This window comes from Novosphingobium sp. LASN5T (assembly GCF_003856955.1).
Classification (GTDB): Bacteria; Pseudomonadota; Alphaproteobacteria; order Sphingomonadales; family Sphingomonadaceae; genus Novosphingobium.
Genome location: NZ_RQSI01000003.1, coordinates 1 through 26,304, shown reverse-complemented (window position 1 = coordinate 26,304; position 26,304 = coordinate 1). Strand labels below are relative to the sequence as shown.

Annotated in this window: 23 protein-coding genes; 9 read left to right on the top strand and 14 right to left on the bottom strand. The window is 67.1% G+C overall.

Going from position 1 to position 26,304, the window contains the following annotated elements:
- Nucleotides 1-2: 2 nt before the first annotated feature.
- From pstB to hpnI, 10 genes are all read right to left on the bottom strand, one after another.
- Complete coding sequence (gene pstB, locus EH199_RS03640; protein WP_124807906.1) at nucleotides 3-821, bottom strand: phosphate ABC transporter ATP-binding protein PstB; 819 nt, start codon at nucleotides 819-821, stop codon at nucleotides 3-5.
- A gap of 1 nt (nucleotide 822) precedes the next feature.
- Nucleotides 823-2,112: a phosphate ABC transporter permease PstA gene (gene pstA, locus EH199_RS03635; RefSeq protein WP_124807905.1), complete on the bottom strand. Its 1,290-nt coding sequence runs from the start codon at nucleotides 2,110-2,112 to the stop codon at nucleotides 823-825.
- 8 nt (nucleotides 2,113-2,120) lie between these two features.
- Nucleotides 2,121-3,503 carry a phosphate ABC transporter permease subunit PstC gene (pstC, locus tag EH199_RS03630; RefSeq protein WP_124807904.1) on the bottom strand — a complete coding sequence of 461 codons (1,383 nt, stop codon included), beginning with the start codon at nucleotides 3,501-3,503 and terminating at the stop codon, nucleotides 2,121-2,123.
- Between the two features lie 18 nt (nucleotides 3,504-3,521).
- Nucleotides 3,522-4,553, bottom strand: coding sequence for a substrate-binding domain-containing protein (locus EH199_RS03625; RefSeq protein WP_124807903.1), 1,032 nt, complete (start codon nucleotides 4,551-4,553; stop codon nucleotides 3,522-3,524).
- Nucleotides 4,554-4,675: 122 nt separating this feature from the next.
- Entirely contained in the window at nucleotides 4,676-5,848 is a 1,173-nt protein-coding gene (locus tag EH199_RS03620; protein ID WP_223806451.1) for a cell wall metabolism sensor histidine kinase WalK, read from the bottom strand.
- A gap of 194 nt (nucleotides 5,849-6,042) precedes the next feature.
- Nucleotides 6,043-6,990, bottom strand: a complete 948-nt coding sequence (locus EH199_RS03615) for a lysylphosphatidylglycerol synthase domain-containing protein (protein WP_223806465.1) — start codon at nucleotides 6,988-6,990, stop codon at nucleotides 6,043-6,045.
- 26 nt (nucleotides 6,991-7,016) lie between these two features.
- Nucleotides 7,017-7,931 (bottom strand): ferritin-like domain-containing protein, encoded by a 915-nt coding sequence (locus EH199_RS03610; RefSeq protein WP_124807900.1) that lies wholly within the window; start codon nucleotides 7,929-7,931, stop codon nucleotides 7,017-7,019.
- A gap of 10 nt (nucleotides 7,932-7,941) precedes the next feature.
- The gene (hpnK, locus tag EH199_RS03605) at nucleotides 7,942-8,772 is read right to left on the bottom strand and encodes a hopanoid biosynthesis-associated protein HpnK (RefSeq protein WP_124807899.1); all 831 of its coding nucleotides are present in this window, start codon (nucleotides 8,770-8,772) and stop codon (nucleotides 7,942-7,944) included.
- A gap of 22 nt (nucleotides 8,773-8,794) precedes the next feature.
- On the bottom strand, nucleotides 8,795-10,240 hold the full coding sequence (gene hpnJ, locus EH199_RS03600; protein WP_124807898.1) for a hopanoid biosynthesis associated radical SAM protein HpnJ: 1,446 nt from the start codon (nucleotides 10,238-10,240) through the stop codon (nucleotides 8,795-8,797).
- Nucleotides 10,241-10,242: 2 nt separating this feature from the next.
- The gene (hpnI, locus tag EH199_RS03595) at nucleotides 10,243-11,400 is read right to left on the bottom strand and encodes a bacteriohopanetetrol glucosamine biosynthesis glycosyltransferase HpnI (protein ID WP_124807897.1); all 1,158 of its coding nucleotides are present in this window, start codon (nucleotides 11,398-11,400) and stop codon (nucleotides 10,243-10,245) included.
- A 180-nt stretch (nucleotides 11,401-11,580) separates the two neighbouring features.
- Here hpnI and hpnA point away from each other — a divergent pair, with 180 nt between their 5' ends.
- Genes hpnA through EH199_RS03560 form a run of 7 tightly spaced genes read left to right on the top strand, consistent with a single transcriptional unit; the run spans nucleotide 11,581 to nucleotide 19,246 of the window.
- Nucleotides 11,581-12,585, top strand: coding sequence for a hopanoid-associated sugar epimerase (gene hpnA / locus EH199_RS03590; protein WP_124807896.1), 1,005 nt, complete (start codon nucleotides 11,581-11,583; stop codon nucleotides 12,583-12,585).
- Entirely contained in the window at nucleotides 12,582-13,712 is a 1,131-nt protein-coding gene (locus EH199_RS03585) for a glycosyltransferase (RefSeq protein ID WP_190287106.1), read from the top strand. The genes hpnA and EH199_RS03585 overlap by 4 nt, the downstream gene beginning before the upstream one ends.
- Nucleotides 13,712-14,533 (top strand): squalene synthase HpnC, encoded by an 822-nt coding sequence (hpnC, locus tag EH199_RS03580; protein WP_124807895.1) that lies wholly within the window; start codon nucleotides 13,712-13,714, stop codon nucleotides 14,531-14,533. The genes EH199_RS03585 and hpnC overlap by 1 nt, the downstream gene beginning before the upstream one ends.
- A complete protein-coding gene (gene hpnD, locus EH199_RS03575; RefSeq protein ID WP_124807894.1) occupies nucleotides 14,530-15,372 on the top strand; it encodes a presqualene diphosphate synthase HpnD in 843 nt (280 codons plus the stop codon). The genes hpnC and hpnD overlap by 4 nt, the downstream gene beginning before the upstream one ends.
- Entirely contained in the window at nucleotides 15,369-16,625 is a 1,257-nt protein-coding gene (gene hpnE / locus EH199_RS03570; RefSeq protein WP_124807893.1) for a hydroxysqualene dehydroxylase HpnE, read from the top strand. The genes hpnD and hpnE overlap by 4 nt, the downstream gene beginning before the upstream one ends.
- Before the next feature lie 10 nt (nucleotides 16,626-16,635).
- Nucleotides 16,636-18,573, top strand: coding sequence for a squalene--hopene cyclase (shc, locus tag EH199_RS03565; RefSeq protein ID WP_223806450.1), 1,938 nt, complete (start codon nucleotides 16,636-16,638; stop codon nucleotides 18,571-18,573).
- A gap of 10 nt (nucleotides 18,574-18,583) precedes the next feature.
- Nucleotides 18,584-19,246 carry a phosphorylase gene (locus tag EH199_RS03560; protein ID WP_124807892.1) on the top strand — a complete coding sequence of 221 codons (663 nt, stop codon included), beginning with the start codon at nucleotides 18,584-18,586 and terminating at the stop codon, nucleotides 19,244-19,246.
- On the opposite strand, the gene hpnH is transcribed toward EH199_RS03560, so the two are convergent.
- Both hpnH and ispH read right to left on the bottom strand, forming a co-directional pair.
- Nucleotides 19,166-20,311, bottom strand: coding sequence for an adenosyl-hopene transferase HpnH (hpnH, locus tag EH199_RS03555; protein ID WP_124807891.1), 1,146 nt, complete (start codon nucleotides 20,309-20,311; stop codon nucleotides 19,166-19,168). The genes EH199_RS03560 and hpnH overlap by 81 nt on opposite strands.
- An 8-nt stretch (nucleotides 20,312-20,319) precedes the next feature.
- A complete protein-coding gene (ispH, locus tag EH199_RS03550) occupies nucleotides 20,320-21,294 on the bottom strand; it encodes a 4-hydroxy-3-methylbut-2-enyl diphosphate reductase (RefSeq protein ID WP_124807890.1) in 975 nt (324 codons plus the stop codon).
- A 187-nt stretch (nucleotides 21,295-21,481) separates the two neighbouring features.
- Here ispH and EH199_RS03545 point away from each other — a divergent pair, with 187 nt between their 5' ends.
- Nucleotides 21,482-22,078 (top strand): ABC transporter substrate-binding protein, encoded by a 597-nt coding sequence (locus EH199_RS03545; protein WP_124807889.1) that lies wholly within the window; start codon nucleotides 21,482-21,484, stop codon nucleotides 22,076-22,078.
- A gap of 12 nt (nucleotides 22,079-22,090) precedes the next feature.
- Nucleotides 22,091-23,098 carry a VacJ family lipoprotein gene (locus tag EH199_RS03540; protein ID WP_223806449.1) on the top strand — a complete coding sequence of 336 codons (1,008 nt, stop codon included), beginning with the start codon at nucleotides 22,091-22,093 and terminating at the stop codon, nucleotides 23,096-23,098.
- On the opposite strand, the gene EH199_RS03535 is transcribed toward EH199_RS03540, so the two are convergent.
- Together EH199_RS03535 and EH199_RS03530 are read right to left on the bottom strand one after the other, a co-directional pair.
- The gene (locus tag EH199_RS03535) at nucleotides 23,095-25,692 is read right to left on the bottom strand and encodes an MMPL family transporter (protein WP_124807888.1); all 2,598 of its coding nucleotides are present in this window, start codon (nucleotides 25,690-25,692) and stop codon (nucleotides 23,095-23,097) included. The two genes, EH199_RS03540 and EH199_RS03535, sit on opposite strands and share 4 nt — an antisense overlap.
- A 2-nt stretch (nucleotides 25,693-25,694) precedes the next feature.
- Nucleotides 25,695-26,180 (bottom strand): DUF2141 domain-containing protein, encoded by a 486-nt coding sequence (locus tag EH199_RS03530; protein ID WP_292960913.1) that lies wholly within the window; start codon nucleotides 26,178-26,180, stop codon nucleotides 25,695-25,697.
- Nucleotides 26,181-26,304: the final 124 nt, after the last annotated feature.

Here is a 26,304-nt window from a genome sequence, read left to right as displayed (position 1 = left end):
TCCTATCCGTAGCGCCCGGTTATGTAGTCCTTCGTCCGTTCCTCACGCGGGTTCGTGAAGATGTCGGAGGTTTTCCCGTACTCCACGATCCTGCCAAGGTGGAAGAACGCGGTGCGCTGGGATACGCGGGCGGCCTGTTGCATCGAGTGTGTCACAATCACGATCGCATAGCGACCGCGCAGTTCGTCGATCAGTTCCTCGATGCGGGCGGTGGCGATGGGGTCGAGCGCGGAGCACGGCTCGTCCATCAGGATCACTTCGGGATCGACGGCGATGGCGCGGGCGATGCACAGGCGCTGTTGCTGGCCGCCCGATAGCGCGGTGCCGCTGTCGGAGAGGCGGTCCTTCACTTCGTCCCACAGGCCGGCGCGCTGGAGCGATTGTTCGACGATCGCGTCCAGTTCGGCGCGGCTGCCGGTCAATCCGTGGATGCGCGGGCCATAGGCGATGTTCTCGTAAATCGACTTGGGGAAGGGGTTGGGCTTCTGGAACACCATGCCCACGCGGGCGCGCAACTGCACCACATCCATCCTGCTGCGGTAGATGTCCTCGCCGTCGAGCAGGATCTCTCCTTCCACGCGGGCGCCGGCGATCGTGTCGTTCATCCGGTTGAGCGCGCGCAGGAACGTGGACTTGCCACAGCCCGAAGGGCCGATGAACGCGGTGACATAGCGCTGGGGGATGTCGATCGAGACCTGATCGATCGCGCACTTGTCGCCATAGAACACGGAGACGTCGCGCGCGCGCATCTTGGGCACCGCCTCGTCCCCGCCATCGGCTTTGGCGGCGCGCGGATCGGCGCTGATGGGCTGGGTATTCATGTTACCACCGTTTCTCGAAGCGGTTGCGCAGATAGATGGCAAGGCCGTTCATCAGCAGGAGGAAAGCGAGCAGGACCACGATGGCGGCGCTGGTGCGCTCCACGAAGCCGCGATCGATCTCGTCCGACCACAGGAAGATCTGCACCGGCAGCACGCTGGAAGGCGATGTGAGATCGCCCGGCGGCGTGGCGACGAAGGCGCGCATGCCGATCATCAGCAGCGGCGCGGTTTCGCCCAGCGCGCGCGCCATGCCGATGATCGTGCCGGTGAGGATACCGGGCAGGGCCAGTGGCAATACGTGGTGGAACACCACCTGCACCGGGCTGGCGCCCACCGCCAGCGCGGCATCGCGAACCGATGGCGGCACGCCCTTGATCGCATTGCGGCCCGAAATGACGATCACCGGCATCGTCATCAGCGCCAGCGTCATGCCGCCGATCAGCGGGGCCGAACGGTAATTGGGGAACAGGCCGAGGAAGACGGCCAGTCCCAGCAGGCCGAAGATGATCGAAGGCACAGCGGCGAGGTTGTTGATCGAGATCTCGATCAGGTCGGTCCAGCGGTTGCGGGGCGCGTATTCCTCCAGATAGAGCGCGGCCAGCACGCCGACCGGGAAAGCCAGGACCAGCGTGACCAGCATGGTCAGGATCGATCCCTTCAGCGCCCCCCAGATACCCACGCTTTGCGGGCTGGTCGCGTCCGAGCGGGTCAGGAAGCCGAAATCGAACGCGCGGACGAGTTTCCCCTCGCGCTCCAGCCGCGTCGCGATCACCCGCAGGTCCGGATCGCCATCGCCGCGCTGGGCGGTCGCCAGCTTGTCGCTGGCGGGCAGCGAAACGTTCAGCACGGCGTTGTTGAGCAGCGACGGATCGGCGATCAGCATGTCGGCGACCTCGCGCCAGGCATCGTCCGCCAGCAGGCGTGCGCCGCCTTTGCCGAAAGCGGCGTTGGCGGCAGTGTCGATCACGTGGGGCAACCCGGCCAGTTCCAGTCCGCCGGCGGGATCGGGCTGGCCCAGCCGTTGCGCGTCGATCTGCATCGAACCGCGGATTGGCACGGCCATCCGCAATTCGCTGCGCTTGAAGCCGCTGACGCCGTTGGCGGTCATTGACGCCAGCAGGAAGGCCAGCACCAGCGCGGAGAATACCACGGCGGAAAGGCCCGCCAGCCGGAACAGCCGGTCGACCGCGTAGCGACGGGCAAGGCCGGCTTCCATGCGCGCGCGACGAAGAGCGCGGATGTGTTCCTGCTCGGTCGCGCGGCTATCGGCCGCTGTCCTCGCTTCATCCATCGGCGGCATCATTCATAGGCCTCGCGATAGCGCTTCACCACGCGCAGCGCGATGAAGTTGAGCGCCAGGGTGACCAGGAACAGCACCATGCCCAGCGCGAAGGCGCTGAGCGTGGCCGGATGGTCGAAGCTGCCTTCGCCGGTCAGCATGGCAACGATCTGGAAGGTGACCGTGGTCATGCTCTGGAACGGGTTGAGCGTGAGGTTGGCCGTTGCGCCGGCGGCCATGACCACGATCATCGTTTCGCCGATGGCGCGGCTGATCGCCAGCATCACCCCCGCGACGATGCCGGGCAGGGCGGCGGGGATCAGGACGAGCCGGATGGTCTCGGCGCGGGTCGCGCCCATGGCCAGGCTGCCATCGCCCATGGCCTGCGGCACGGCGGCAATCGAATCATCGGCCATGGAAGAGACGAAGGGCACGATCATGATGCCCATGACCAGCCCCGCCGCGATCGCGCTTTCGGTGGAAGCGTTGGCGATGCCGATGGCCTGCGCGGCATCGCGCACCGCCGGCGCCACGGTCAGCGCCGCGAAATAGCCGTAGACCACGGTGGGAATGCCGGCGAGGATTTCCAGCAGGGGCTTCATCAGCTGGCGCACGCGCGGGCTGGCGTACTGGGTCAGGTAGATAGCGCTCAGCAGGCCCAGCGGGATCGCCACGATCATGGCGATCACCGCGCCGATGTAGATCGTGCCCCAGAACAATGGCAGCGCGCCGTACTTGCTGCCATCGGGCGCGCTCGTGCTCATCGGGTCGGGCGACCAATGCGTCCCGAACAGAAAGTCCGTGGGTGAGATCATCCCGAAAAAGCGTATTGTTTCAAAGATCAGGCTGATGATGATGCCAATCGTGGTGAGGATCGCCACCAGCGAGGCGAGCAAAAGCACTGCCATGACCGCCCGTTCCACGCGCGTTCGCGCGGTGAAATCGGGGCGCAGGCGCAGGAACGCGAAGGCCCCGCCGGCAAAGGCGATCAGCACGGTGATGGCCAGCCCGATTGACTGGAACTTCAGCAGCGCAGCGCGGAACGGTTCGACCAGTGCCTGCGCTTCGGCATTGAAGACCCCGTAAGCGCGCCCATCGGCGACGGCATAGGCTTCCGCCAGCATGGTATCACGCTCGAACCCTGTCGGCGGCAGGATCGTCGCGGCGGGATCGGACAGAACCTGGTGCGTGACCAGCGCCGGGCTGATCGTATTCCATGCGAGCGCGAACAGCAGGGCCGGCACGGCGATCCACAGGGCCACGTACCAGGCGTGAAAGCCGGGCAGCGAATCGATGCGGCCGCGCGGCGCGGTCCGGCGGAACGCCCAGGCGCGTCCGCGCGCGGCCAGCCATCCGACCAGGCCCAGCCCGAAGGCAAGCAGAAGAAGCACGGCGGAGGGCATGAGGCCGAACGGTACTCCCTACTTCAGCGGCGCGCCATCCAGCGCCGGCATCTCTTCCACGATCCTGCGGCTTTGCGCGAGCACCGCGTCCGGCGCCACCACCATGCCGAGCCGGGCAAGGGAACCGTCCTTGCCCCACAGCCTTGACCATTCCGTGACATAGGCCTTGAGGCCGGGAATGGCGCGCAGGTGCGCCTTCTTCACGTAGATGTACAAGGGCCGGGCGCCGGGATAGCTGAAGTCCGAAATGGTCTGGTAGCTGGGCTGCACGCCGTTCATGGTCAGCCCGCGCAGCCGGTCGGCGTTCTCCTCCAGATAGGAAAAGCCGAAGATGCCGATCGCCTTGGGATTGGCCTCGATCTTCTGGACGATCAGGTTGTCGTTTTCCCCGGCATCGACATAGCCGCCGTCCTCGCGCACTTCGCCGCAGATCGCGTCGTGGCGGGGGGCGTCGCTGCCTTTCAGCGCGGCCATCGCCGGATCGGCATCGCAGCCCCTCACCAGAATCAGTTCGCGCAGCGCATCGCGCGTGCCCGATGTGGAGGGCGGGCCATAGACCAGGATCGGCATGGCGGGCAGGGCGGGGTTCACGTCCTTCCAGGTGCGCGCCGTGTTCGGACGGCCATAAGGATTGCGGGCCAGCGCGCGATAGACGTCCTGTGGCGTCAGCGCGATGCCCGGGCCGTCACGCCCTTCGGCAAAGGCCACGCCGTCCAGCCCCACCTGGATCTCGACGATATCCTTCACGCCGTTGCGCCGGCAATCCTCGAATTCGGACTTCTTGATCCGGCGCGACGCGTTCTCGAGATCCGGGAACTGCGGACCAACGCCACCGCAGAACAGCTTCATGCCCGCGCCGGTGCCGGTCGATTCGATGATCGGGGATTTGATGCCCGTTTGCGCGCGCGCCAGCGATTCCGCGACAGCCTTGGCAAAGGGGTAGACCGTCGACGATCCCACGGCGCGAACCTGATCGCGCGTGGCCATCTGCTGGCCGCAGGAGGACAGCAGAAGGACCAGCAAAGGCAAAGCAATCCGCCTCGTCATCATCGAACCGCTTTCCTTCGAGGCTGCCGCCACGGACTCCTGAGGCGAACACCCGGCTTTCCGGCCACCTACCCCCTTGCGGTGGTTTTGTGACAGTTATGTGACGGTCGTCCGTTGTGGCTGCGTTAGGCCGCCGCCTCCGCCGCTTCAAGGTCGGGCGCGATCGAGAAACGCACGGTTACAGTCGTGCCTTCGCCCAGCTTGCTGGTGATATCCAGCCGTCCGCGGTGGCGTTCGACGATGTGCTTGACGATGGCGAGGCCAAGGCCGGTCCCGCCGGCGGCGCGGCTGCGGCTGGGATCGGTGCGGTAGAAGCGCCGAGTCAGATAGGGAATGTGATCGGGGTGGATGCCTTCGCCCTTGTCGGTAACCGTCAGCACCGCTTCGTGCCCCTGGGTGTGGACCCCCACGCGCACCGGCGCCTTGGGATCGCCGTACTTCAGGGCGTTGTCGATCAGGTTGCGGATCAACTGGTCCAACTGCTGGCGATCGCCGATCACGACCGCCTCGGTGCTGTCGACCGCGATCCGGCTTTCGCCCACCGTAAAGCCCACTTCGCCCCCGATGCTGGCGGCCAGCTGGCCCAGATCGATGCGTTCCTTGGGCGGTTCGTGCTTCTCCGCTTCGATCCGGGAAAGCGACATCAGGTCTTCGACCAGCGTCTGCAGCCGCTTCGCCTCGCGCAGCACGGTGTTGTGGAAGCGCGCGGCTGTGGCTTCGTCCACCTTGGCGTCGGGATCGGCCAGCGTCTCGATATAGCCGATGATCGAGGCCAGCGGCGTGCGCAGTTCGTGGCTGGCGTTGGCCACGAAATCGGTGTGCGCGCGGCTGATGTCCGCTTCGGCGGTGCGGTTGACCAGCTCGATCAGCGAATAGCGTTCATCGATCGCCACGCGCGAAACCTGCCAGATGCTGCGCGATCCGGTCAGCCCGCGCACCAGCGCGCGGCCTTCCGGCTGATCGAGCAGGGTGATCGCTTCGGGGTGGCGCAGCGCCACGCGCGCGTCCTGGCCCACGACATGCGGCCCCAGCGCTTCGCGCGCGGCGGCGTTGGCGGCGGCGATACGCTGCCCGTCCAGCATCATCACGGGCACGCCGAACGGCTCGATCAGCTCGATCATCGCCTGGCGCGAAACGCTGCCGTCGTCAGGCGGGAGCGCTTCCACCACGGGTTCGGGCCGGGCCAGCCACAGGCTGGCGAGCCAGACCACCAGCACGGCCAGCGTCAGCCAGAAGCCTGCCCCGGCGAGCAGCATCGCGCCGGACGCGCACAAGGCAATGATGATGGCCGGAACCATGCTGGGCGCAAGACCGGGCCAAGGCGGAGCGGAACCCTTCATCGAATGGCGTATTCCGAAAGAGAGATGGCATCCGAATCCCGGCCGCGCGGTTGCGACCGGTTCGGGCATAGGTCAGGCCGCGATGACGGCGCAAGTGGCTCACTGCGTTGTCACAAACCGGTGCGGGGATGCTCGCGTTTCCGGTCAGGGCTTCAGGCGCTCCGCGCAAGCCCGCGCACTTCGCCAAGCTGCCATCCCAGCAGCGTGACGAGACCCATCAACAGTTCGCGCGCGCGCTTGGCCAACGACAGCGCCAGCGCGGTTTCCGGGGGCAGGCCGAACAGCGGCGCGGCCAGCGCATAGCCTGCTTCCTGCACGCCGATGGCGCCCGGAATGACGAAGGCCACGCTGCGCAGCGTGAAGATCAGGCTTTCGAGCGAAAGTACCTCCCAGACCGCGATGCGCACGCCCATCAGGTGCAGCACCAGCCACGCGCCCATGCCGCTGGCGATCCAGGCCGCGAGGTTGAACACGAAGGCCAGCCCGACATGCGTGCGGCGCGCGTAAATGCGCGAAAGCTCGGCGCGAACATCGGCCAGCGCGGTCGATCCCGGCAGGAAGCGCTCGGCCATGCGGCCGGCAAGGTCCAGCGCGGCGCGCTGCATGGTGAAGAACAGCAGGATGACGATGATCATCACGCCGGTGCCGCCCAGGATCATCGGGCGCAGCCGCACCGCCGCGCCATCGCCGATCAGCAGCGAGGCCATCATCGCCAGCCCGAACAGGGTATAGACGAGCTGGCTGGCCATTTCCGTGGTCATGTCGACCACCATCGATCCATAGACGCGCGTCGCGGGAATCGATGTCTGGGTCAGCATGCGGGTGCTGACGAAGATCCCGCCAAGCTGAGAGAACGGCAGCAGATCGGACACGGCCTCGCGCACCAGCCGCGCCCACGTGAACAGGAGCAGGCTGCGCGGCGGTTCGCCCGGCGCGGCGGCGAGCCAGGCCGCGCCCAGCAAAACGAACACGCCCAGAGTCCACGCGCAATAGAGCGCGAAGCCGCCGGCTCCCATCCGCGCGGCGGTGCCGATCACGTCGGTCAGGCCGGCGCTGCCGATCGTCCAGATGGCAATGCCCAGCCCCGCAACCGTTGCCAGCAGGATGCCCAGGCGGCTCCAGGATTTCAGGCGGCTTCTCCCGCAGGGGCAGGCGTCTTGATGAACCGCAGCGCCAGCCGGATCATCGCCGGCACGAAGCGCGGACGGATCAGGCGCTCGTCATAGGGGGCAAGCCGACGGTCGTTCTCCGCCAGGCAGATGCGCGCCAGTTCCGGAAACGTGATTTCAACGCCCAGTTCCTTGGACCCGTTCAGCGTGAAGTTGTTTTCCTGGGCCTTGGTATTGTCCTTGCCCATGCCCTTGGCGGTATCGATGCGTTCCAGGATCAGCGCGATCCACACCGCAATCACCTTGAGTTCGAACCACGGCCGCCGCCACCACGGCATGTTGCGCCGCCACCACGCCACCCAGTTCACGAAGAACAGGATATGGCGGCCTTCCTCGCGCATCACCGGTTCGAACGTATCGACCAGTTCGGGCGGGAAGAAGCCCGAATCCCGGGCGATCTTGAACAGGCCGAAGCCGAAGAAGCTGTCGATGCATTCCGAATAGCCGGTGCGCATGAACGCGAATTCCGGGTCCTTCGGGCGCAGGTATTCCGGCTCTGGTGCCAGTTCGATGCCATAGGCGCGCACCATGTCCGCCAGCACGACCTTGTGGCGCGCTTCCTCGAACCCGTCCATCTCCACCGCCGCCTTGAGCAGCGGATCGTCGATGTATTCGGCGTAGGTCTTCACGTTCATGCCCGCGCGGCCCTCGGTGGCCACGGCGATGTCCCAGATGGGCAGCGAAACGATCTTGTCGCGCGTTTCGTCATCGAGCTTGGGCCAGTCGATCACGGCCGGGCGATAGGGATCGTGCGTGTCGAGCAGCGTGCGGCTCATCAGCATGAGATGATCCTTGCTGCCAAGCTTCACGCGGCCTTTGGGGAGCGGGGCGGCTTCATCGTATTCGCCCCAGGTGCGGACGAGAGTCGTCATGGGGTGGTCCTCACTTGAAATCGGCAAACTTTCCAAGGCTCACGCCATTGCGCGCGATGGCCTGCTTGGCAAGCGCATCCGTCAGCGCGGCGAGTTCCTCGGCATAGCGATAGCCCGGCGCGGCGCCCTGATAGGGACCGGTCGCCGGATGCGCATAGATCTCGGTCAAACCGTCGGGCAGATGATCGAGCAGCCCGCGCAGGCGGTCGGCGGTCAGCGCGCCCGACCAGGCGAGGCCGAAGACCTGATCCGGCACGACCAGGCCGGCCGCGCGCATCCGCCGCCGGACAAGCCTGGCCCACCACCGCTCGATGCCCGGCCCGGCGCGCGTGCCGTCGATCGCGGTCAGGACGGCGCGCGGTTCGATGGGCGCACGCATCGCCTTGATGCCATAGCGCCGGCCGACTTTCAGGATGGTTCCGGCGATGGTCGGATGCAGGTGGAAGTGCTTGTGCGCGTTGACGTGGTCGAGCGGCAGGCCGGTCTCCGCGAAGGCGACGAACTGTGCATCCACTTCCGCGGCCAGTTGCTGCCGCGCCGCGGATGACGCGAAAATCGTGATCCCCGCGCGCACCATGTCGGTACGGAAGCAACCGTCTGCATCGACCAGCGCGGGCACCCGTTCCGGTGGCAGCACCGGCCGGCCATCGACCAGCACGACATGGAGGCCGACGCCCAGCGCCGGCAAGCGGCGGGCGCGCGCCACCGCATCCTGCGCCGCCGCGCCCCCCACCATCAGGCTGGCGGCGCTCAGCACGCCTTCACCATGCGCCTGTTCGACCGCATCGTTGACTTCGGTCGAAGCGCCGAAGTCATCCGCGGTAATAACCAGCCTTTTCAAAGTGGATGGTCCGTGCGCGCGGTCAGGCGGCTTCCTTGCGCCGGCGCAGGAAGTCGAAGAATTCCACGCCTTCGCGCAGGCGGCGCTTCATCATGTCCCAGTCACGGATCATCTCGCCCATGATCGCGCCGATCTTGCGCGGGCGGAAGTAGAAGCGCTTGTAGAACTCCTCGACCTTGTCGAAGATCACGCTGGCCGGCAGGTGCGGATAGCTGAGCTGCGCGATCTGATTGCCACCGTCGGTCAGCAGGTGATCGCTGCCGTCGAACCAGCCGTTCTCGGTCGCCTGCTTGTAAAGGAACGTGCCCGGATAGGGCGCCGCCAGGCTGACCTGGATGGTGTGCGGGTTCAGCTCGATCGCGTAGCGGATCGTCTCCTCGATCGTCTCCAGCGTTTCGCCCGGCAGGCCGAGGATGAAGGTGCCGTGGATGGTCAGGCCCAGGGCGTGGGCATCCTTGGTGAACTGGCGCGCCACGTCGGTGCGCAGGCCCTTCTTGATGTTGTGCAGGATCTTCTGGTTGCCGCTTTCATAGCCGACCAGCAGCACGCGGCATCCGCCTTCCTTCATCGCCTTCAGCACCGGCTGGGGCACGTTCGCCTTGGCGTTGCAGCCCCAGGTGATGTCGAAGCCCTTCTGGCCGAAGCCCAGCTTGGCCAGCTCGCCCGACAGCTCGACCACGAAATCGTGCGCGTCGGCCAGGGTATCGTCGTCGAAGAAGATCTCCTTCACCTCGGGCATTTCCTTGAGGATGTATTTCACCTCCTCGATCACCTTGGGCACGGTGCGGTGGCGATAGCGGTGGCCGCTGATCGTTTGCGGCCACAGGCAGAAGGTGCAGCGGCTCTTGCACCCGCGCCCGGTGTAGAAGCTGACATAGGGGTGGCGCTGGTAGCCGCCGTAATACTTGGTCAGGTCCAGATCGCGCCGGTAGATCGGGGAGACCATGGGCAGCACGTCCATGTCCTCGATCATCTCGCGGTCCTTGTTGCGGATGAACGCACCCTCCGGCCCGCGCCAGGTGATGCCATCGACTTCGGCCAGCGGCTTGCCCTGCGCGATCTCGACGATGGTAAAATCGTATTCCTCGCGCGCGACGAAATCGATGTCGGCGCTGGCGGCCAGGCTCTTGTCCGGCTCGACCGCGACCTTGGCGCCGACGAAGCCGATCACGATCTTGGGATTGCGCTGCTTGATCAGCGCGGCGGTGCGGATGTCCTGGTTGAAGCTGGGCGTGGAGGTGTGGAGGATGACCAGATCGCGTTCGTCGAATTCGTGCGCGATGTCTTCCCAGGACTGGTCGTGCGCCGGGGCGTCGATCAGCTTCGATCCTTCGACCATCGCCGCCGGCTGGGCCAGCCAGGTGGGATACCAGAAGCTCTTGACCTCGCGCTTCATCTGGTAGCGCGCGCCCGCGCCCCCGTCATAACCATCGAAAGAGGGGGCCTGGAGGAAGAGGGTACGCATCATGGTCAAGTCATCTCCGAGGGCGCTGCGACGCGCCCGTTGTCGAGCATTGTAAGTTCTGTTCCGCGCCAATCAACCGAGCGGACGAAGAAGCTGGCGACGAACACGGCGAAGCTGATGCCGTCGCGCAACGGTAGCGTCCACAGCGGAGCGGTCGGCTCGCCGGCGTGACGATCGACCACCCGGACCGTCGCCACCCGCACTGCCAGCGCAGCCAGCGTGATGGCAAGCCCGTAATTGGGATGAATGGCCATTCCGGCCAGCGCCATGGGCAGCGGAATGCCGATGAACGATCCGGCATAGCCAGCCGGCGATACCCCGCGCACCGTGGCGGCCCAGCGCAGTTCGTGCTTCCACAGCTGCGCGAATGCGGTTTCGGTGGAAGCGTGGACCAGCAGCAGCGGCGGGATGGCGATGGCAAGCCCGCGCGCCCGCACCGCCTGCCCGATGGCGTGATCGTCGGCCAGCACATCGGCAAAAGCCGTGAACCCGCCGATCGCGTCGAGCGTCTCGCGCCGGAGCGCGATGGTGGAGCCCATGCAGGGATCGGCCAGCCCGCGCGTCTTGGCGAAGACCAGACCGACCAGGAACTGATAACTTGGCCCCGCCGAGGCAAGGCGCGACCAGAATCCGGCATCGCCGCGCCCGCGATAGAGGCAGGTGACCGCGCCGGTGCCCGGTTGATCGAGTGCGGCCAGTACCTGCGCGATATAGTCGCGCGCCACCGCCATGTCGCTGTCGCTGAGGATCAGGACGTCGTGCGCGGCCTGCCGCATCATGTTGATCAGATTGCCGACCTTGCCGTTAGAGCCGTGTGGCGTTCCGTCGATCACCAGATCGATACGGGCGGCGGGATAGCACCGTTGCAGGGCGCGGACGGCGGCGATGGCGGGATCGTCGGCCCTTTGCACCCCGAACAGCACCTGCACCGGTCCCTCGTGATCCTGTTTCAGGAAGGTGGCGAGGTTTTCGGCCAGCTTCGGTTCGGCGCCGTAGAGCGGCTTCAGCAGCGTGACCGGCGTGGCGCGGGGCGAGGCGGGCGAGTGCTGGACCAGAAAACGCGCCAGCACCCGCGTCGCGAAGGCCATGTAGGCCGTGCCGATCGTGGCGAGCGCCAGCAGCACCCAGCCAGTGGCCGAAAGGAGGAGCGCGACTCCGGGCATAAGCGGGCTCCCTAGCCGTTCGGCCCGGCGCTGGCGACCCCGGCGAAAGCCCGATCCTGCCCCTAGCGACGAAATATACGGAAAGCGCGCGCCGGGGGCTTGCCTCCACGGCTTGCCGCCATATGGAGGGGCCATGCTGGCAGCGAGCGAGATACGGACGATGCCATGGTGGGCGAAGCCATGAGCGATTCACGCGGTCTGGTTCTGGTAACCGGCGTCTCGGGATTTGTCGGCTCGGCCGTGGCGCGCGCGCTCGCGGCGGAGGGCTGGCAGGTGCGGGGCCTCGTCCGCGCCACCAGCCCCCGCGCCAACCTCGCGGATTTTCCGGGCGAACTGGTGGAAGGCGATGCGCGGGACGCAGCCAGCATGGCGCGCGCGCTGACCGGCGCGGGCACGCTGTTTCATGTCGCCGCCGATTACCGCCTTTGGGCGCCCGATCCCGAGGAAATCGTCCGCAACAACCTCAACAGCACCGGCACCGTGATGCGCGCGGCGCAGGCGGCGGGGGTCGGCCGGATCGTCTATACCAGCAGCGTCGCCACGCTGAAGCCGTCGCATGATGGCCCGGTGGACGAACGCCACGCCGCCGCGCCCGACGAAGCGGTGGGCGCCTACAAGCGCAGCAAGGTCGTGGCCGAACGGCTGGTCGAACGCATGGTGACCGAGGAAGGGCTGCCCGCCGTGATCGTCCAGCCATCGACGCCGATCGGCCCGCGCGACGTCAAGCCCACGCCCACCGGCCGCGTGATCGTGGAGGCCGCCAACGGCAAAATGCCGGCGTTCGTCGATTCCGGGCTGAACCTGGTCCATGTCGATGACGTGGCGGCGGGGCATCTTCTGGCGCTGGCCAGGGGGCGGATCGGGGAACGCTATATCCTGGGCGGCGAGGACGTGATGCTGGGCGACATGCTGGCGGAGATCGCCCGGCAGGTGGGCCGCAAGGCTCCGAAGGTTCGCCTGCCGCGTGGGCCGCTCTATCCGCTGGCCTGGGCGAACGAGGCGTTGTGCCGGCTGACCGGGCGTTCCGACCCGTTCCTGACGCTCGATTCGCTGCGCATGTCGCGCTACCGGATGTTCTTCTCGTCGGCCAAGGCAGAGGCCGAACTCGGCTATAGCGCGCGGCCATGGCAGGGCGCGATCGGCGACGCGATCGCATGGTTCCGGCAGGCGGGCATGATCCGATGACCGGATTGATCCTGGGCGGCCTGTCGTTGGCGATCTGGCTGGGCCTGATCTTCGCGCACCATGGCTTCTGGCTCACGCGCGAACGCGATACGCTGGGGATGCCGGCGGAACCGGCGGTGTGGCCCGATGTCGTCGCCGTGGTGCCCGCGCGGGACGAGGCGGACGTGATCGCCCGGTCGATCGGCAGTCTGGTAGCTCAGGACTATCCGGGACGTTTCCGCGTGATCCTGGTCGACGATTCGAGCAGCGACGGCACCGGCGATATCGCCCGCGCGCTGGGTTCGAACCGGCTGGAGGTGCTGACCGGCGCGCCGCTGGCGAAAGGCTGGACCGGCAAGCTCTGGGCCGTATCGCAGGGCGTGGCGCGCGCCGGGGCTTCCCCCTCCTATCTCTGGCTGACCGATGCCGATATCGAGCACGCGCCCGATACCCTGCGGATGCTGGTGACGCGCGGCGAAGCGGGGCGGCTGGCGCTGGTGACGCTGATGGCCAAGCTGCGCTGCGAAGGCCTTGCCGAGCGGATGCTGGTGCCGGCCTTCGTGTTCTTCTTCCAGATGCTCTATCCCTTTGGCCGCGTGAACCGGCCGACCGGGCAGGGCGCGGCGGCGGGCGGCTGCATGCTGGTGCGGCGCGAGGCGCTGGAGGCCGCGGGCGGCATCGCCGCGATCCGGGGCGCGCTGATCGACGATTGCACGCTGGGCGCGCTGCTCAAGAAGCAGGGGCCGGTCTGGCTGGGGCTGACTGATCGCTCGCGCAGCATTCGCCCCTATGACGGGTTCGAGCCGATCGCGGCGATGATCTCGCGCTCCGCCTACGCGCAACTGCACTATTCGCCGGTGCTGCTGGCGGGCACCATTGCGGGGCTGGCGCTGGTCTATGGCGTGCCGCCGGCCTTGGCGCTGTTCGGGCATGGCCTGCCGCGCGGACTGGGTTTGGCGGCGTGGGGATTGATGGCGCTGTCGTTCCAGCCGATGCTCCGCTTCTACCGGCGCAGCCCGCTGTGGGGGCTTGCCTTGCCGGTGATCGCGGCATTTTACGCGGGCTGCACGGTGCTTTCGGCCTGGCAGCATGGCCGGGGGCGTGGTGGAATGTGGAAAGGGCGCGCTCAGGCCGCTACGGGAACGTGATGGACAACACCGGCCTCGCTTCGGGCAAGGGGCATCGCGACGAGAACTTTCCCGTCGCCAGCCTGCTCATCAAACCGGAATACCGCACGCCGGTGATGGCGTATTACCGCTTCGCGCGCGCGGCGGACGACGTGGCCGATCATCCGACGGCGAGCGCCGACGAGAAGCTGGCGCGGCTGGCGCGGCTGCGCGCCGGGCTGGACGGAGACGGCGCGCCCGAAGCCATGGCGCTGCGCGCGGTGATGGCGGAGCGGTCGATCGACCCGGTCAACGCGCACGATCTGCTCAACGCCTTCGAACGCGACGTGACGGTCAACCGCTATGCCGATTGGGACGATCTGATCGGCTATTGCCGCTATTCGGCGATGCCCGTCGGGCGCTTCGTGCTCGACGTGCATGGCGAAAGCCGGGCGACGTGGGCGGCCAACGACGCGCTGTGCGCGGCCTTGCAGATCGTCAACCACCTGCAGGATTGCGGGAAGGATTACCGCACGATCAACCGGGTCTATATCCCGCTCGACACCGGTCTGAGAGTCGAGGATCTGGCGGCAGACCGGGCCAGTGCGGAACTGCGCGCGATCATCGCCGGGCTAGCGCGGCGCACGCGCGGGCTGCTCGATCAGGCGGCGGGCTTTTCCGCAATGATTCGTGATCGCCGGCTGGCGGCAGAAGTGGCCGTCATTCATAGGCTTGCACGCGATCTTTGCGATCGTCTCGAACAGCGTGATCCGCTGAGCGAGCGCGTCCACCATGGCAAGGCCGAAGCGCTGTTCATGGCGCTGGGCGCGGCGATCCCCACGCTGTTCCGGCGGGCGGCATGAGCGATAGCGCCGTCAATACCGTGCCCGCAGCACCGGCAGCCGCGCGCAGTTCGTTCTACGCGGGGATGCGCGTGCTGCCCAAGGCCGAGCGCGAGGCGATGTACGCGGTCTATGACTTCTGCCGGATCGTGGACGACATCGCCGACGACCAGCAGGGTGACCGGGCGGCGCGCAGGATGCAGCTCGACCGGTGGCGGCGCGATCTCGACGCGCTCTATGCCGGCGGCGATGCCGGGCAGGCGGCGTTCCTGGCCGAACCGGTGCGGCGCTTTGCGCTGGAGCGGGCGGACTTCGAGGCGGTGATCGACGGCATGGCGACCGATGTCGATCACGATGTCCGCTGGCCGACGGAGGCCGAGCTTGATCTTTATTGCGACCGGGTGGCGTCGGCGGTGGGGCGGCTCTCGGTCCATATCTTCGGCATGGAGCGCGAACCAGGTGTGGTGCTGGCGCACCATCTTGGCCGGGCGCTGCAACTGACTAACATCCTGCGCGATATCGACGAGGATGCGGCAATCGGCCGCGTCTATATTCCTGCCGAAGCGCTGGCCGAAGCCGGGATTGTCCCCGAAACGCCGCTACAGGTCGCCGCCGATCCGCGCATGGATGTGGCCGCGCGCCGCGTGGCGGCGCGGGCGCACCGGCATTACCGCGAGGCGGCGGCCCTGCTGGCGACCAGGCCGAAAGGGCACCTGATCGCGCCGCGCTTGATGGAACACGCCTATGCGGGCGTGCTGCGGCGGATGGAGCGCGTGGGCTGGGCACCGCCGCGCCGGCGCGTGCGGACCAACAAGCTGGCGGTCATCTGGACCGTGCTGCGCCTGCTGGTGACAGGATGAGCGCGCGCAAGGCGATCGTCGCCGGGGCAGGGCTGGCGGGCCTGTCCGCCGCCGTGCGGCTGGCGGAAGCCGGCTTTGCCGTGCGCATCGCGGATTCGGCGGCGCAGGCCGGCGGGCGCTGCCGGTCCTATCACGATCCGCAGCTGGGGCTGACGATCGACAACGGCAACCACCTTGTCCTTGCCGGCAACACCGCGGTCGCGCGGTTTCGGGCGACGGTCGGTGCGCGTGAGCCGCTGGCCGGGCCGGCGCAGGCGGATTTCGCCTTCGCGGACCTTGCCACGGGCGAGCGCTGGACGATCCGCATCAACGATGGTGCGATGCCGTGGTGGGTGCTGGCGAAGAACCGGCGCGTGCCGGGGACGGGGCCGTCCGATTATCTCGCGCTTGCCCGCCTGCTTTCGGGCAAGGCGGAGCAGACGGTGGGTGAGCGCGTGCCGGTCAGCGGCGCCTTGTGGGAGCGCCTGCTCGAACCGGTGCTGCTGGCGGTGCTCAACACCGATCCCGCGATCGGATCGGCGCGGCTGACCGCCGGCGTCGTGCGCGAATCGCTGGCGCGCGGGGGCAAGGCCAGCCTGCCGCGCATCGCAGAACCGACCCTGGCGGCGGCGTTCATCGATCCGGCGACGGTGTGGCTTGCAGAGCGCGGCGCGCCGGTTGCGCTGGGGCGCCGGTTGCGAACCATCGTGACGGAAGGTGACCGTGTCGTCGCGCTCGACTGGGGCAACGGGCCGGAATCGGTCGGCAAGGATGAAACCGTGGTGCTCGCCGTGCCGCCCTGGGTGGCGCGCACGTTGCTGCCCGGGATCGACACGCCCGACGCTTTCCACGCGATCGTCAACGCGCATTTCGCCTTGTCGCCGCCGCCGGGCGCGCCGCCGATGCTGGGCCTGCTGGGCGCGACGGCGCAGTGGCTGTTCGCCTTTCCCGATCGCATTTCGGTGACCGTTTCGGCCGCCGACGCCATCGTCGATAAGGATCGCGAGGAGTTGGCCCGGCGCTTCTGGGACGAAATCCAGCGCGCCTATGGCTTTGCCGCGCCCTTGCCGAAATGGCAGATCGTCAAGGAAAAGCGCGCGACCTTTTCCGCCACGCCCGCGCAGGACGCCAAGCGTCCTCCGGCGCGGACCCGCTGGACCAACCTGTTCCTGGCCGGTGACTGGACGCAGACCGGCCTGCCCGCGACGATCGAGGGCGCTCTGCGATCCGGCGAGACCGCCGCGCGGCTGGCGGTTGCTGCCGCGCAACGTTAAGAGGACGTCCATGGCAACGCTTTCGACAATGACCGATCCGCTCGCGGCCGTTGACGCGGCGGTGGACCGTGCCGCCTCGGCGCTCTCCGGTGCGCAGCGCGCCGATGGCCACTGGGTGTTCGAGCTGGAAGCCGATTGCACGATTCCGGCCGAATACGTCCTGCTCCGGCACTACCTTGGCGAGCCGGTCGCGGAGGAGCTGGAAGCGAAGATCGGCCGCTATCTGCGGCGCACGCAGTCTGACGAGCATCACGGCTGGGGGCTGTTCCACAAGGGCGCGTTCGACGTCAGCGCCACGGTGAAGGCCTATTACGCGCTCAAGATGATCGGCGACGATCCCGCTGCGCCGCACATGGTGCGGGCGCGCGAGGCTGTGCACAAGGCCGGCGGGGCGGAGGCGGTCAACGTCTTCACGCGCATCCAGCTGGCCCTGTTCGATGCCGGGCCGTGGTCGGTCGTGCCGACGATGCCGCCCGAATTGATCCTGCTGCCGCGCTGGTTCCCGATCCATCTGTCCAAGATGTCGTACTGGGCGCGCACGGTGGTCGTGCCCCTGCTGGTGCTGTGCGCGAAGAAGCCGGTGGCGCGCAACGCCAAGGGCATCAAGGTGGACGAACTCTACACGCGCCGGCCGATCGACCGGAAGACGCAGGCGGCCGATCCCAAGTGGGTGTGGACCAAGAGCTTCAACGCGCTCGACAAGGTGTTGAAGGTGGCCGAGGGGCATTGGCCCAGAACGCTGCACCAGCGCGCGATCGATACATGCGCAGCGTGGGTGACCGAGCGGCTCAACGGCGAGGACGGGCTGGGCGCGATCTACCCCGCCATGGCCAACAGCGTGATGATGTACGACGTGCTGGGCTATCCCAAGGATCACCCGGCCCGCGCCATTGCCCGCCAGTCGGTCGAGAACCTGCTCGTGATCCATGAGGACGAAGCCTATTGCCAGCCCTGCGTCTCCCCGGTGTGGGATACCGCGCTGGCCGCGCACGCGATGCTGGAAGCGGGCGGGGCGGACAACGCGGCGCGCGCGGAAGCGGCGCTCGACTGGCTCAAGCCTCGGCAAGTGCTCGACGTGGAAGGCGACTGGGCGGAGGAGCGCCCCGGTGTGCGGCCTGGCGGGTGGGCGTTCCAGTACAACAACGCGCACTATCCCGACCTCGACGATACGGCCGTGGTGGTGATGGCGATGGACCGCGCGCAGGTGGCGGACCGGATGCCGATCGATCGCGGCGTGGAATGGACCGTCGGCCTGCAATCGAGGAACGGCGGCTGGGGCGCGTTCGACGCGGACAACGACTACGATTACCTCAACAACCTGCCCTTCGCGGACCATGGCGCCTTGCTCGATCCGCCCACGGCCGACGTTTCGGCGCGCTGCGTCTCGATGCTGGCGCAACTGGGCGAGGGGCTGGACAGCCCACGCATGGCCGCCGCGATCGCCTATCTGCGCAAGGAGCAGGAACCGGAGGGCAGCTGGTTCGGCCGCTGGGGCGTGAACTATATCTACGGCACGTGGTCGGTGCTGTGCGCGCTCAACGCGGCGGGGCTGCCGGCGGAAGACCCGGCGGTGGCGCGGGCGGTCGGCTGGCTCAAGGCGATCCAGAACCCGGACGGCGGCTGGGGTGAGGATTGCGACAGCTACGCGCTCGATCGCAAGGGCCATGTTCCCGCGCCCTCCACCGCGTCGCAGACCGCCTGGGCGCTGCTGGGGCTGATGGCGGCGGGCGAGGCTGATTCGGAAGCCGTTAAACGCGGCGTGGACTGGCTTGTCGCAAACCAGGAGGCCGATGGCCTCTGGGGGCAGGAATACTACACCGGCGGCGGTTTCCCGCGCGTGTTCTACCTGCGCTATCACGGATACCCGAAGTATTTCCCGCTGTGGGCCGTGGCGCGCTATCGCAACCTCAAGCGGTCGAACACGCGGCAGGTGGCGTTCGGCATGTGACCGAGCTGCGGTGAACTGGATCGTCGCCTGTGGCCTGAAGCGCGAAGCGGACCTGATCCGGCGCAGCGGGGCGTTTCACATCGTTGTCGGCGGCGGGGATAGCGCCCGCCTCGAAGCCGAGTTGGACGATATGGCGGAGATGTTCCCCGCCGTGATCCTCTCCAGCGGCATTGCCGGAGCGCTCGATCCAGCTTTGAAGATTGGGGACGCCGTGCTCGATGGCGATGCGGCGGTGGTCGAAAAGCTGCGCGCGATCCTGCCGGAAGCCGTCGTGGGCGCGGTCGCCGGGCGTGACGTCATGACGCCGACGGTGGCGGGCAAACGGGCCTTGCGGGCCGAAACCGGCGCGCTGGCCGTCGATATGGAAAGCCATGTCGCCGCGCGCGTGGCGGCGCGGCGTGGCCTGCCGTTCGCGGTGGTGCGGGTCATTTCCGATAGCGCCGATGAAGCGCTGCCGCCGGCGGCGCAAATCGGTATGAAGCCCGATGGGAGCGTGGCGCTGGGCGCGGTGCTGGCGTCGCTGGCCCGGAACCCGGCGCAACTGCCCGCGCTGATCCGCACGGGCCGCCACGCCGGGCTGGCGTTCCGGACGCTAGGCCGCGTTCACCACGCGCTTGGCCGCAGCGGGATTTTCAGCCTTGATCTTGGCCAGTTCGCGCTCGACGTGGCTTGAATAGACGTCGTCGGCGGGGCGCGCCTTCGAGAGATCGACCTCGGGCGCCATCGGTCCATCGATTTTCACGCCCTTGCGCGCGATCTGCAGCATCTTCAGCGGATGGCGGATCGCGTCGGTGGCGGCGGTGCCTTCGAAGCCGCAATGCGTCATGCAGTTCGAGCACTTCTCGTACTTGCCGACGCCGTACTTTTCCCAGTCGGTGCCTTCCATCAGTTCGCGGAAGCTGTCGACATAGCCTTCGCCCAGCAGGTAGCAGGGCTTCTGCCAGCCGAACACGGTGCGCAGCGGCATCGACCACGGCGTGCATTCGTAAGTCTGGTTGCCGGCCAGGAAATCGAGGAACAGAGGCGAATTGGTGAAGGCCCAGTTCTTGCCCTTGTTGCCCCGGCTGAACACGTCGCGGAAGAACTGCTTGGTGCGTTCGCGGTTGAGGAAGTGCTCCTGGTTGGCCGCGCGTTCATAGGCGTAGCCCGGCGAAACCGTGATCTCCACGTCGCGGCTCTTCATCTCGTCGAAGAAGGCGGCCAGGCGATCCGGATCGGCGCCATCGAACACGGTGCAGTTGACCTGGACGCGGAAGCCCCTGGACTTGGCCAACTCGATCGCTTCCAGCGCGACCTCGTAGGTGCCGGGCAGATCGACCGCGTGGTCGTGCATCTGCTTGTCGCCATCGAGGTGGATCGACCAGGTGAAGAACGGAGACGGCTTGTAGTCGTCGATCTTCTTCTTGAGCAGCAGCGCGTTGGTGCAGAGAATCACGAACTTCTTGCGCGCGATATAGCCTTCGACGATGCGCGGCATGTCGCGATGCAACAGGGGTTCGCCCCCGGCGATCGACACGGCCGGCGCGCCGCATTCCTCGATCGCTTCCATGCACTGCTCGAAGCTGAGCCGCTGGTTGAGGATGGCGTCAGGGTAATCGATCTTGCCGCAGCCCGGGCAGGCGAGATTGCAGCGGAACAGCGGTTCCAGCATGAGAACCAGGGGGTATTTGCCACCCTTGATGTGCTGGCGAAGCGTATAGGCGCCGATACGGGCGACCTGGGAGAGCGGAAGGCTCATCAATATTCCTATTCAGCGGCCCTGGGGATCGCGGGCGCGGGACGTCGTAGCGCAGAAGGCAGACTGAACTCAATGTCTTCCCTTACGCCATCGAGTTGCGAGACGGTGACGGGGCGCAACCGGCCAAGGGCGGTGATCACGCTGTCCACCAGTACATCCGGGGCCGAAGCGCCGGCGGTGACGCCAACGGTGCCGACACCTTCCAGCCATGTCGGATCGATATCGTCGCCGTTGTCGACAAGGTAGCTCCGCACGCCGAGTTCGGCACCGATCTCCCGCAAACGCGAGGAATTGGAGCTGTTGCGCGCGCCGACCACGATCAGCACGTCGCTGAGCGTGGCCAGTTTCCGCACGGCGGTCTGCCGGTTCTGCGTGGCGTAGCAGATGTCGTCCACATCCGGCCCGGCGACATCGCTGAAACGCTGGTGCAGCGCAGCGATGACGGTGCGCGTATCGTCCACGCTGAGCGTCGTCTGGGTGATATAGGCGATCGGCTGATCCTGGGCGATCGGCAGCGCGGTGACGTCGTCCGCGGTCGACACGAGATGGACTGGCGAATCGATCTGCCCGATCGTGCCGATCACTTCGGCGTGCCCGGCATGGCCGATCAGCACCAGCGTCCGCCCGGCCCGCGCATAGCGCCGCCCCTGACTATGGACCTTGGTCACCAGCGGGCAGGTGGCATCGATCACGGGCAACTGCCGGATCTTTGCCTCTTCCTCCACCGTGCGGGCGACGCCGTGGGCGCTGAAAATCGTCATCGCGCCCGCGGGAATATCCGACAGTTCGTCGACAAAGACTGCGCCCTTGGCCTTGAGCTGTTCGACCACGTGCTTGTTGTGAACGATTTCGTGCCGCACATAGACGGGCGCGCCGAAGCGTTCGAGGCTTTTCTCCACGATGTCGATGGCGCGCGTTACCCCGGCGCAGAAGCCGCGGGGATTGGCGAGAATGATATTCAGCGAATGGACGGGACCTGGCATTCGATTATCCGGAAAAGCCTTATTCATTGTGCGGCTGCTAACATGATAATGCTTAGGTGCAGCTGGCGAAAGTGGTCCCGAACCGTTCATAGAGCGTTCTTGCGCAGAAAGGTACCGCCTTTGTGCGTTCGCGGTAGACGGCTGCCGCGCTGACGCGATAAGCGAACCGGAATATCAGGAGTTCAAAATGCATCGTCCGATCCTTGCTGCGCTGGTTATCGCGCCTTTGTTGCCGGCCATGGCTTCGGCCCAGTCCGTCGATCCGGCGCGCGCCACCGTGCAGCAGCTTAACGACGGACTGATCAGAATCATGCGCGCCGGCGGCACCATTTCATCACGATCGGCGGCAATCGGCCCTGTCGTGGACCGGACCTTCGACCTTCCGCTGATGACCCGCCTTTCGGTCGGCCCGGCCTGGACCACCATCGCGCCGGCGGACCAGCAGGCGCTGACGGCGGCGTTCCGGCGCATGACCGTGGCCCAATATGCCCGCAATTTCGATAGCTGGTCCGGGGAAAGCTTCACCATCGATCCCAATGTTCAGGTGCGAGGCACCGACAAGCTGGTGCGGACGACGCTGAATGTGCCGAAGCAGGCGCCGGTCGCGATCAGCTACCGGCTGCGGCAGAATGGCGGTAGCTGGAGGATCGTCGATGTTTTCTATCGCAACGCAATCAGCCAGATCGCGACGCGACGTTCCGATTTTGCCTCCATCCTGCAACGCGGGGGCGCGCGTTCGCTGGTCGCGCACATGGATGCGATCGCTGCCAGAGGTGATAAATAGTTGATCTCGCCATTGCTTGTTCCCGCGGCGCTGGCATTCGCGCCGGTTACGGCCGAGCCGGCGATACCCGTGCCGCAGCAGGCGATTGCCGGCCCGGTGGTATCGGGCGCGGCGGACCCGGTGTCTGCGTCTCCCGTGGTTCTTGCGTCTCCCGCACAGCGGCAGGATGCGACGGTTCCGGCGACGCAACCCGCTGAAGAACGCCACCATCACGCCAAGGGCGATCCGCTCGAAGGCTTCAACCGGACGATGTTCGGCATCCACCAGGGGATCGATCACGCCGTCTTCCGCCCCGCGGCGATGGGCTACAAGCAGGTGGTGCCCCGGCCATTGCGTTCGGGCCTGCGCAACGCGCTCAGCAATCTTACCGAACCCTTCATCTTCGTGAACTTCCTGCTTCAGGGCAAACCGGGCAAGGCGGTTGAAACGCTCGGCCGGTTCGTGGTCAATTCGACATTCGGCGTTGGCGGGCTGTTCGATGTGGCCAAGACCAAGGACTTCAAGCTGCCGCATCGCCCCAACGGATTCGGCACGACGCTGGCGTTCTATGGCGTGGGGCCGGGGCCATACATCTTCCTGCCGTTCATCGGCCCCACCACGCTGCGCGACCTGTTGGGCAATTCGGCCGACGATGCGCTCCTGCCGCTGGTCGCGGGCAAGCCGTTCAATTCGATGGAATACCAGCTTATCACCGGCGGCATTGGCGGTCTGGACCTGCGCGCCGAATCGGACGCGGATTTGCGCGCGCTGTTCGATGGCGCGGTCGATCCCTATGCCACCCTGCGTTCGGTCTATCTCCAGAATCGCGCGGCCGAGGTCGAGGAAGCCAAGGGGCATGCCGCAACCGCTCCCCAGCAGGCCGCGCCGGAACTGACCGATCCGCTGAACGATCCGGAACTGACCGGCACGCAGCCCGAACCGCCGGCGCCCCAGTCCGACGCGCCCGAGTTGCGCGATCCGTTGGACGATCCGGAAGGGACGCCCGCGCCGCAGCCGCCGGCGCCGGCCCCGCAACCCTAACCGCGTTTCGTTTTTGCCCGCGGCGGGCCGAGCAGCGCCGGTTCGAATACCAGCGCGCAGATCAGCGTCCAGATCAGCGAGATCATCAGGATCTTGCCCATGCTCGCCGTGCCGGGGTGGTGCGACAGCCACAGGCTGCCGAACGCGGTGCCGGTGGCGAAGGCGCTGAACAGCACGGCGCGGGCCAGGCTCGATTGCAGCAGCCCGGTCGCGCCATCGCGCCAGGCCATCACGAAATAGATGTGGAACGCCACGCCCACGCCGAACAGCAACGGGAAGGCGATGATGTTGGCGAAGTTGATCGGCTGGCCGATCACCACGCAGCTGCCCAGCGTCAGGAAGATCGACAGCACCACGGGCGCCAGCGTGAAGGCCACTTCCTTTGCGTCACGCAGCACGAGGAACAGCAGCACGCTGACCAGCAGGAACGCGATCACGCCGGCCTGCACAAACGCGCCCGCCACAGTCGAGGCGGCGGCCTGCGTTGCCACCGGCAGGCCCGAGATTGCCGGCGTCACTGCTGCTACCGCATCGCGGAAGCGGTGGATCACGCGGTTGTCGTTGGCATTGCCGCTGGGAAATACCTGCAGGCGCACGCGGCCATCGGGTGCGATCCAGTCGCGCGTGATCTCTGCGGGCAGGCTGGCCCGGTCGACGGGAGCCGCCTGCAAGGCCAGGCGCATCTGGTCGAGCATCACGCCGAGCGGTTGCGACAGCATGGCGTTGACCTGTTCGCGCTGCGCCGGCGTGGCCTTGGCCAGCCGGTCGAACGCCTTGGCCAGCGCGCGCGCGTCAGTTCCGTCGGCACCGGGATGGGCGGCGGCCACGGTCTGCAAGCGTTGCGCGGTGGCCGAGACGGCCGCCTGCATCTCGGCCTCGCCCGGAGGTGGGGTGATGTCGAAGGGGTTGAGCGTGAGATCGAGCAGCGTCGAGGCATCCTGCACCAGCGCCAGCTTGGGTGCCTGATCCTCCGGCACGAAGCTGTCGACCGAGATCACGCGGGCCACTTCGGGCAGCTTGGCCAGCTTCTGCGTAAGTTGGCGTGCTTCGTCTGCGTTGCGCGCCAGCACGTCGATGGTGTTGGGCGTCCGGTCTGGATCGCGCGTCAGGTCGCCCAGTGCGCGCATGGCGGGGGCTTCGGGATCGCGCAGGTGCAGCGGATTGAAGTCGAACACCACCCAAGGCAGCGTCGCGATGCTGGCGGCCATGGCGAGCGCGAACGCCCACAGCACCGCACCGCGCCGGCGTTCGAGGAAGCGATCGGCCGGGGCAAGCTGCGCAAAGCCTACGTCGCCGCGCGGGCTGCCGGGCTTCAGCAGCAGGACCAGAGCCGGCAGCAGCGTCAGGCTGAACAGCAGCGCCACCACCATGCCAAGGCCAGCAATCACGCCGAGTTCGGCGATGCCGACATAGGCGGTGGGCAGGAAGGCGCCAAAGCCCAGGAAGATCGCGCCAGCCGCGAGCGTTAGCGGCGCGGCGAGCGCGGCGGCGGCCTGGCGCAGCGCGGCGGCCGGTTCGGCGCCGTCGGCGCGCTCCGCGTTGTAGCGCACGCAGATCTGGATGCCGAAATCGACGCCCAGCCCGACAAACAGCGGGATGAAGGCCACCGAAATCAGGTTGAACCGCCCGATCGCCAGCAGGCCGACCGCCGTGGTGACGATAAGCCCGGCGACGATCGTGATCATGATCGCGGCCACCAGCTTGACCGAGCGCGTGGCCAGCCACAGCGTCAGCAGCATCGCCCCCAGCATGACGATCGCGACCAGCCCGATGTTCTCCTGCAGCGTGGCGAACTCCTCGTCCGCCAGCGGCACTTCGCCGGTAAGCTTGACCGAAACGCCATGCGCCGCGTCGAGCGAGAGCGCCTTGGCGGCGGACTGCACGGCCGCGCTCGCCGCTTCGCCGGGCATCAGCGCGGAATGGTCGAGCACCGGTTGCACCAGGATCAGGCGGCGCGTGGGGGGCGCCACCGCGCTGCCATCCTCGGCAAAGAGCTTCTGCCACGAAAAGCCGGGCTTCTTGCCGTCGAGCGATCCGTTGATCGCGCTAGTCAGCGCCTTGAACGGCTTGCTAACGCGAGGGAGCGAGGTTTCGCCCGCATCGACGCCATCGAGCATGGTCGAAAGGGCACCGGAAACGCCGCGCAGGCTGGGATCGGCGGCCAGCGGGCCAAGCAGGGGCTGGGCATCGACCATCGCGCGGGTGGCGCTGCGGACTTCGTCGATCGAACCGTAGAGCAGGCCTTCGCGGGCGAAGAAATCGCCGCCGTCGGGCCGGGTGACGCGGCGGAAATGGGCGCTGTCTTCCGCCAGCTTCGCCGCCAGTTGCACCGTGGCGCCTTCGGCGCGCTCGGGCGTGTCGCCATCGACGATGATCAGCATGGCGTCGCGCAATTGCGGGAACGCCGCTTCCATGCGCTGTTCCTGCTGGCGCCACTCCACCGATGACGAGATGAGCGCCGCGGTGTCGGTGGTCATCGCCATGCGCTGGGCGTTGACGAACAGCGCGCCCAGCGTGAGCACGAGGCCGATCGCAAGCGTGAGCCAGGGCCGGCGAACGCTCGCCGTAACGAGGGAGGTGGGGGTAGGGCGCATGGTCAGCGTCTTGCAGGCGGGCCTTTGGCACCGAGGAAATAGCGGAGATTGAAACGGATCGCTTGCGACGGGCCGTTGAAGGTGAACACCGCGTCGGCGAACTTCGGCGGACCGAAGCCGATCTTGGCGTCGTTGGAGAAACCGACGCCTTCCTTAGGGATGCCGAACAGCGCGCGATCGACTTCCTTGTTGTTGTTCTCGTCAAGAAAGGCCTGCGCGGCATAGCGGCCCGGCGGCAGGTGCCGCACCACCAGCCGGGTCACGCCCACTTGCGCGGGGGCGTCGGCCGCCCAGGGGCAGTTGTCCTTGAGGAACTGCGCCTGCGGGCAGATGTCGATATGCACGGTGCCGCGCGCGACGCGCACGTTGCCGACATCGATCGTCAGCACGCCTTCTGCCTGCTGCGATCCCGCCGTGACGGGAATTGCCAGCACGGCGATGCTTGCCGCCAGTACGGCCGCGCGCGTGAAGGGGAAGGGCAGCGGCACCGGTTTCCTCAGGCTCTCGCCTCGAGCGTATCGTGCTCGACGCCTGTGGAGTTGTGCCGGAGGGCGCTGAGGACGGTATCGACGATCTGGGGGGCGTTGAGGCCGGCTTCGTCGTACTGCTTGT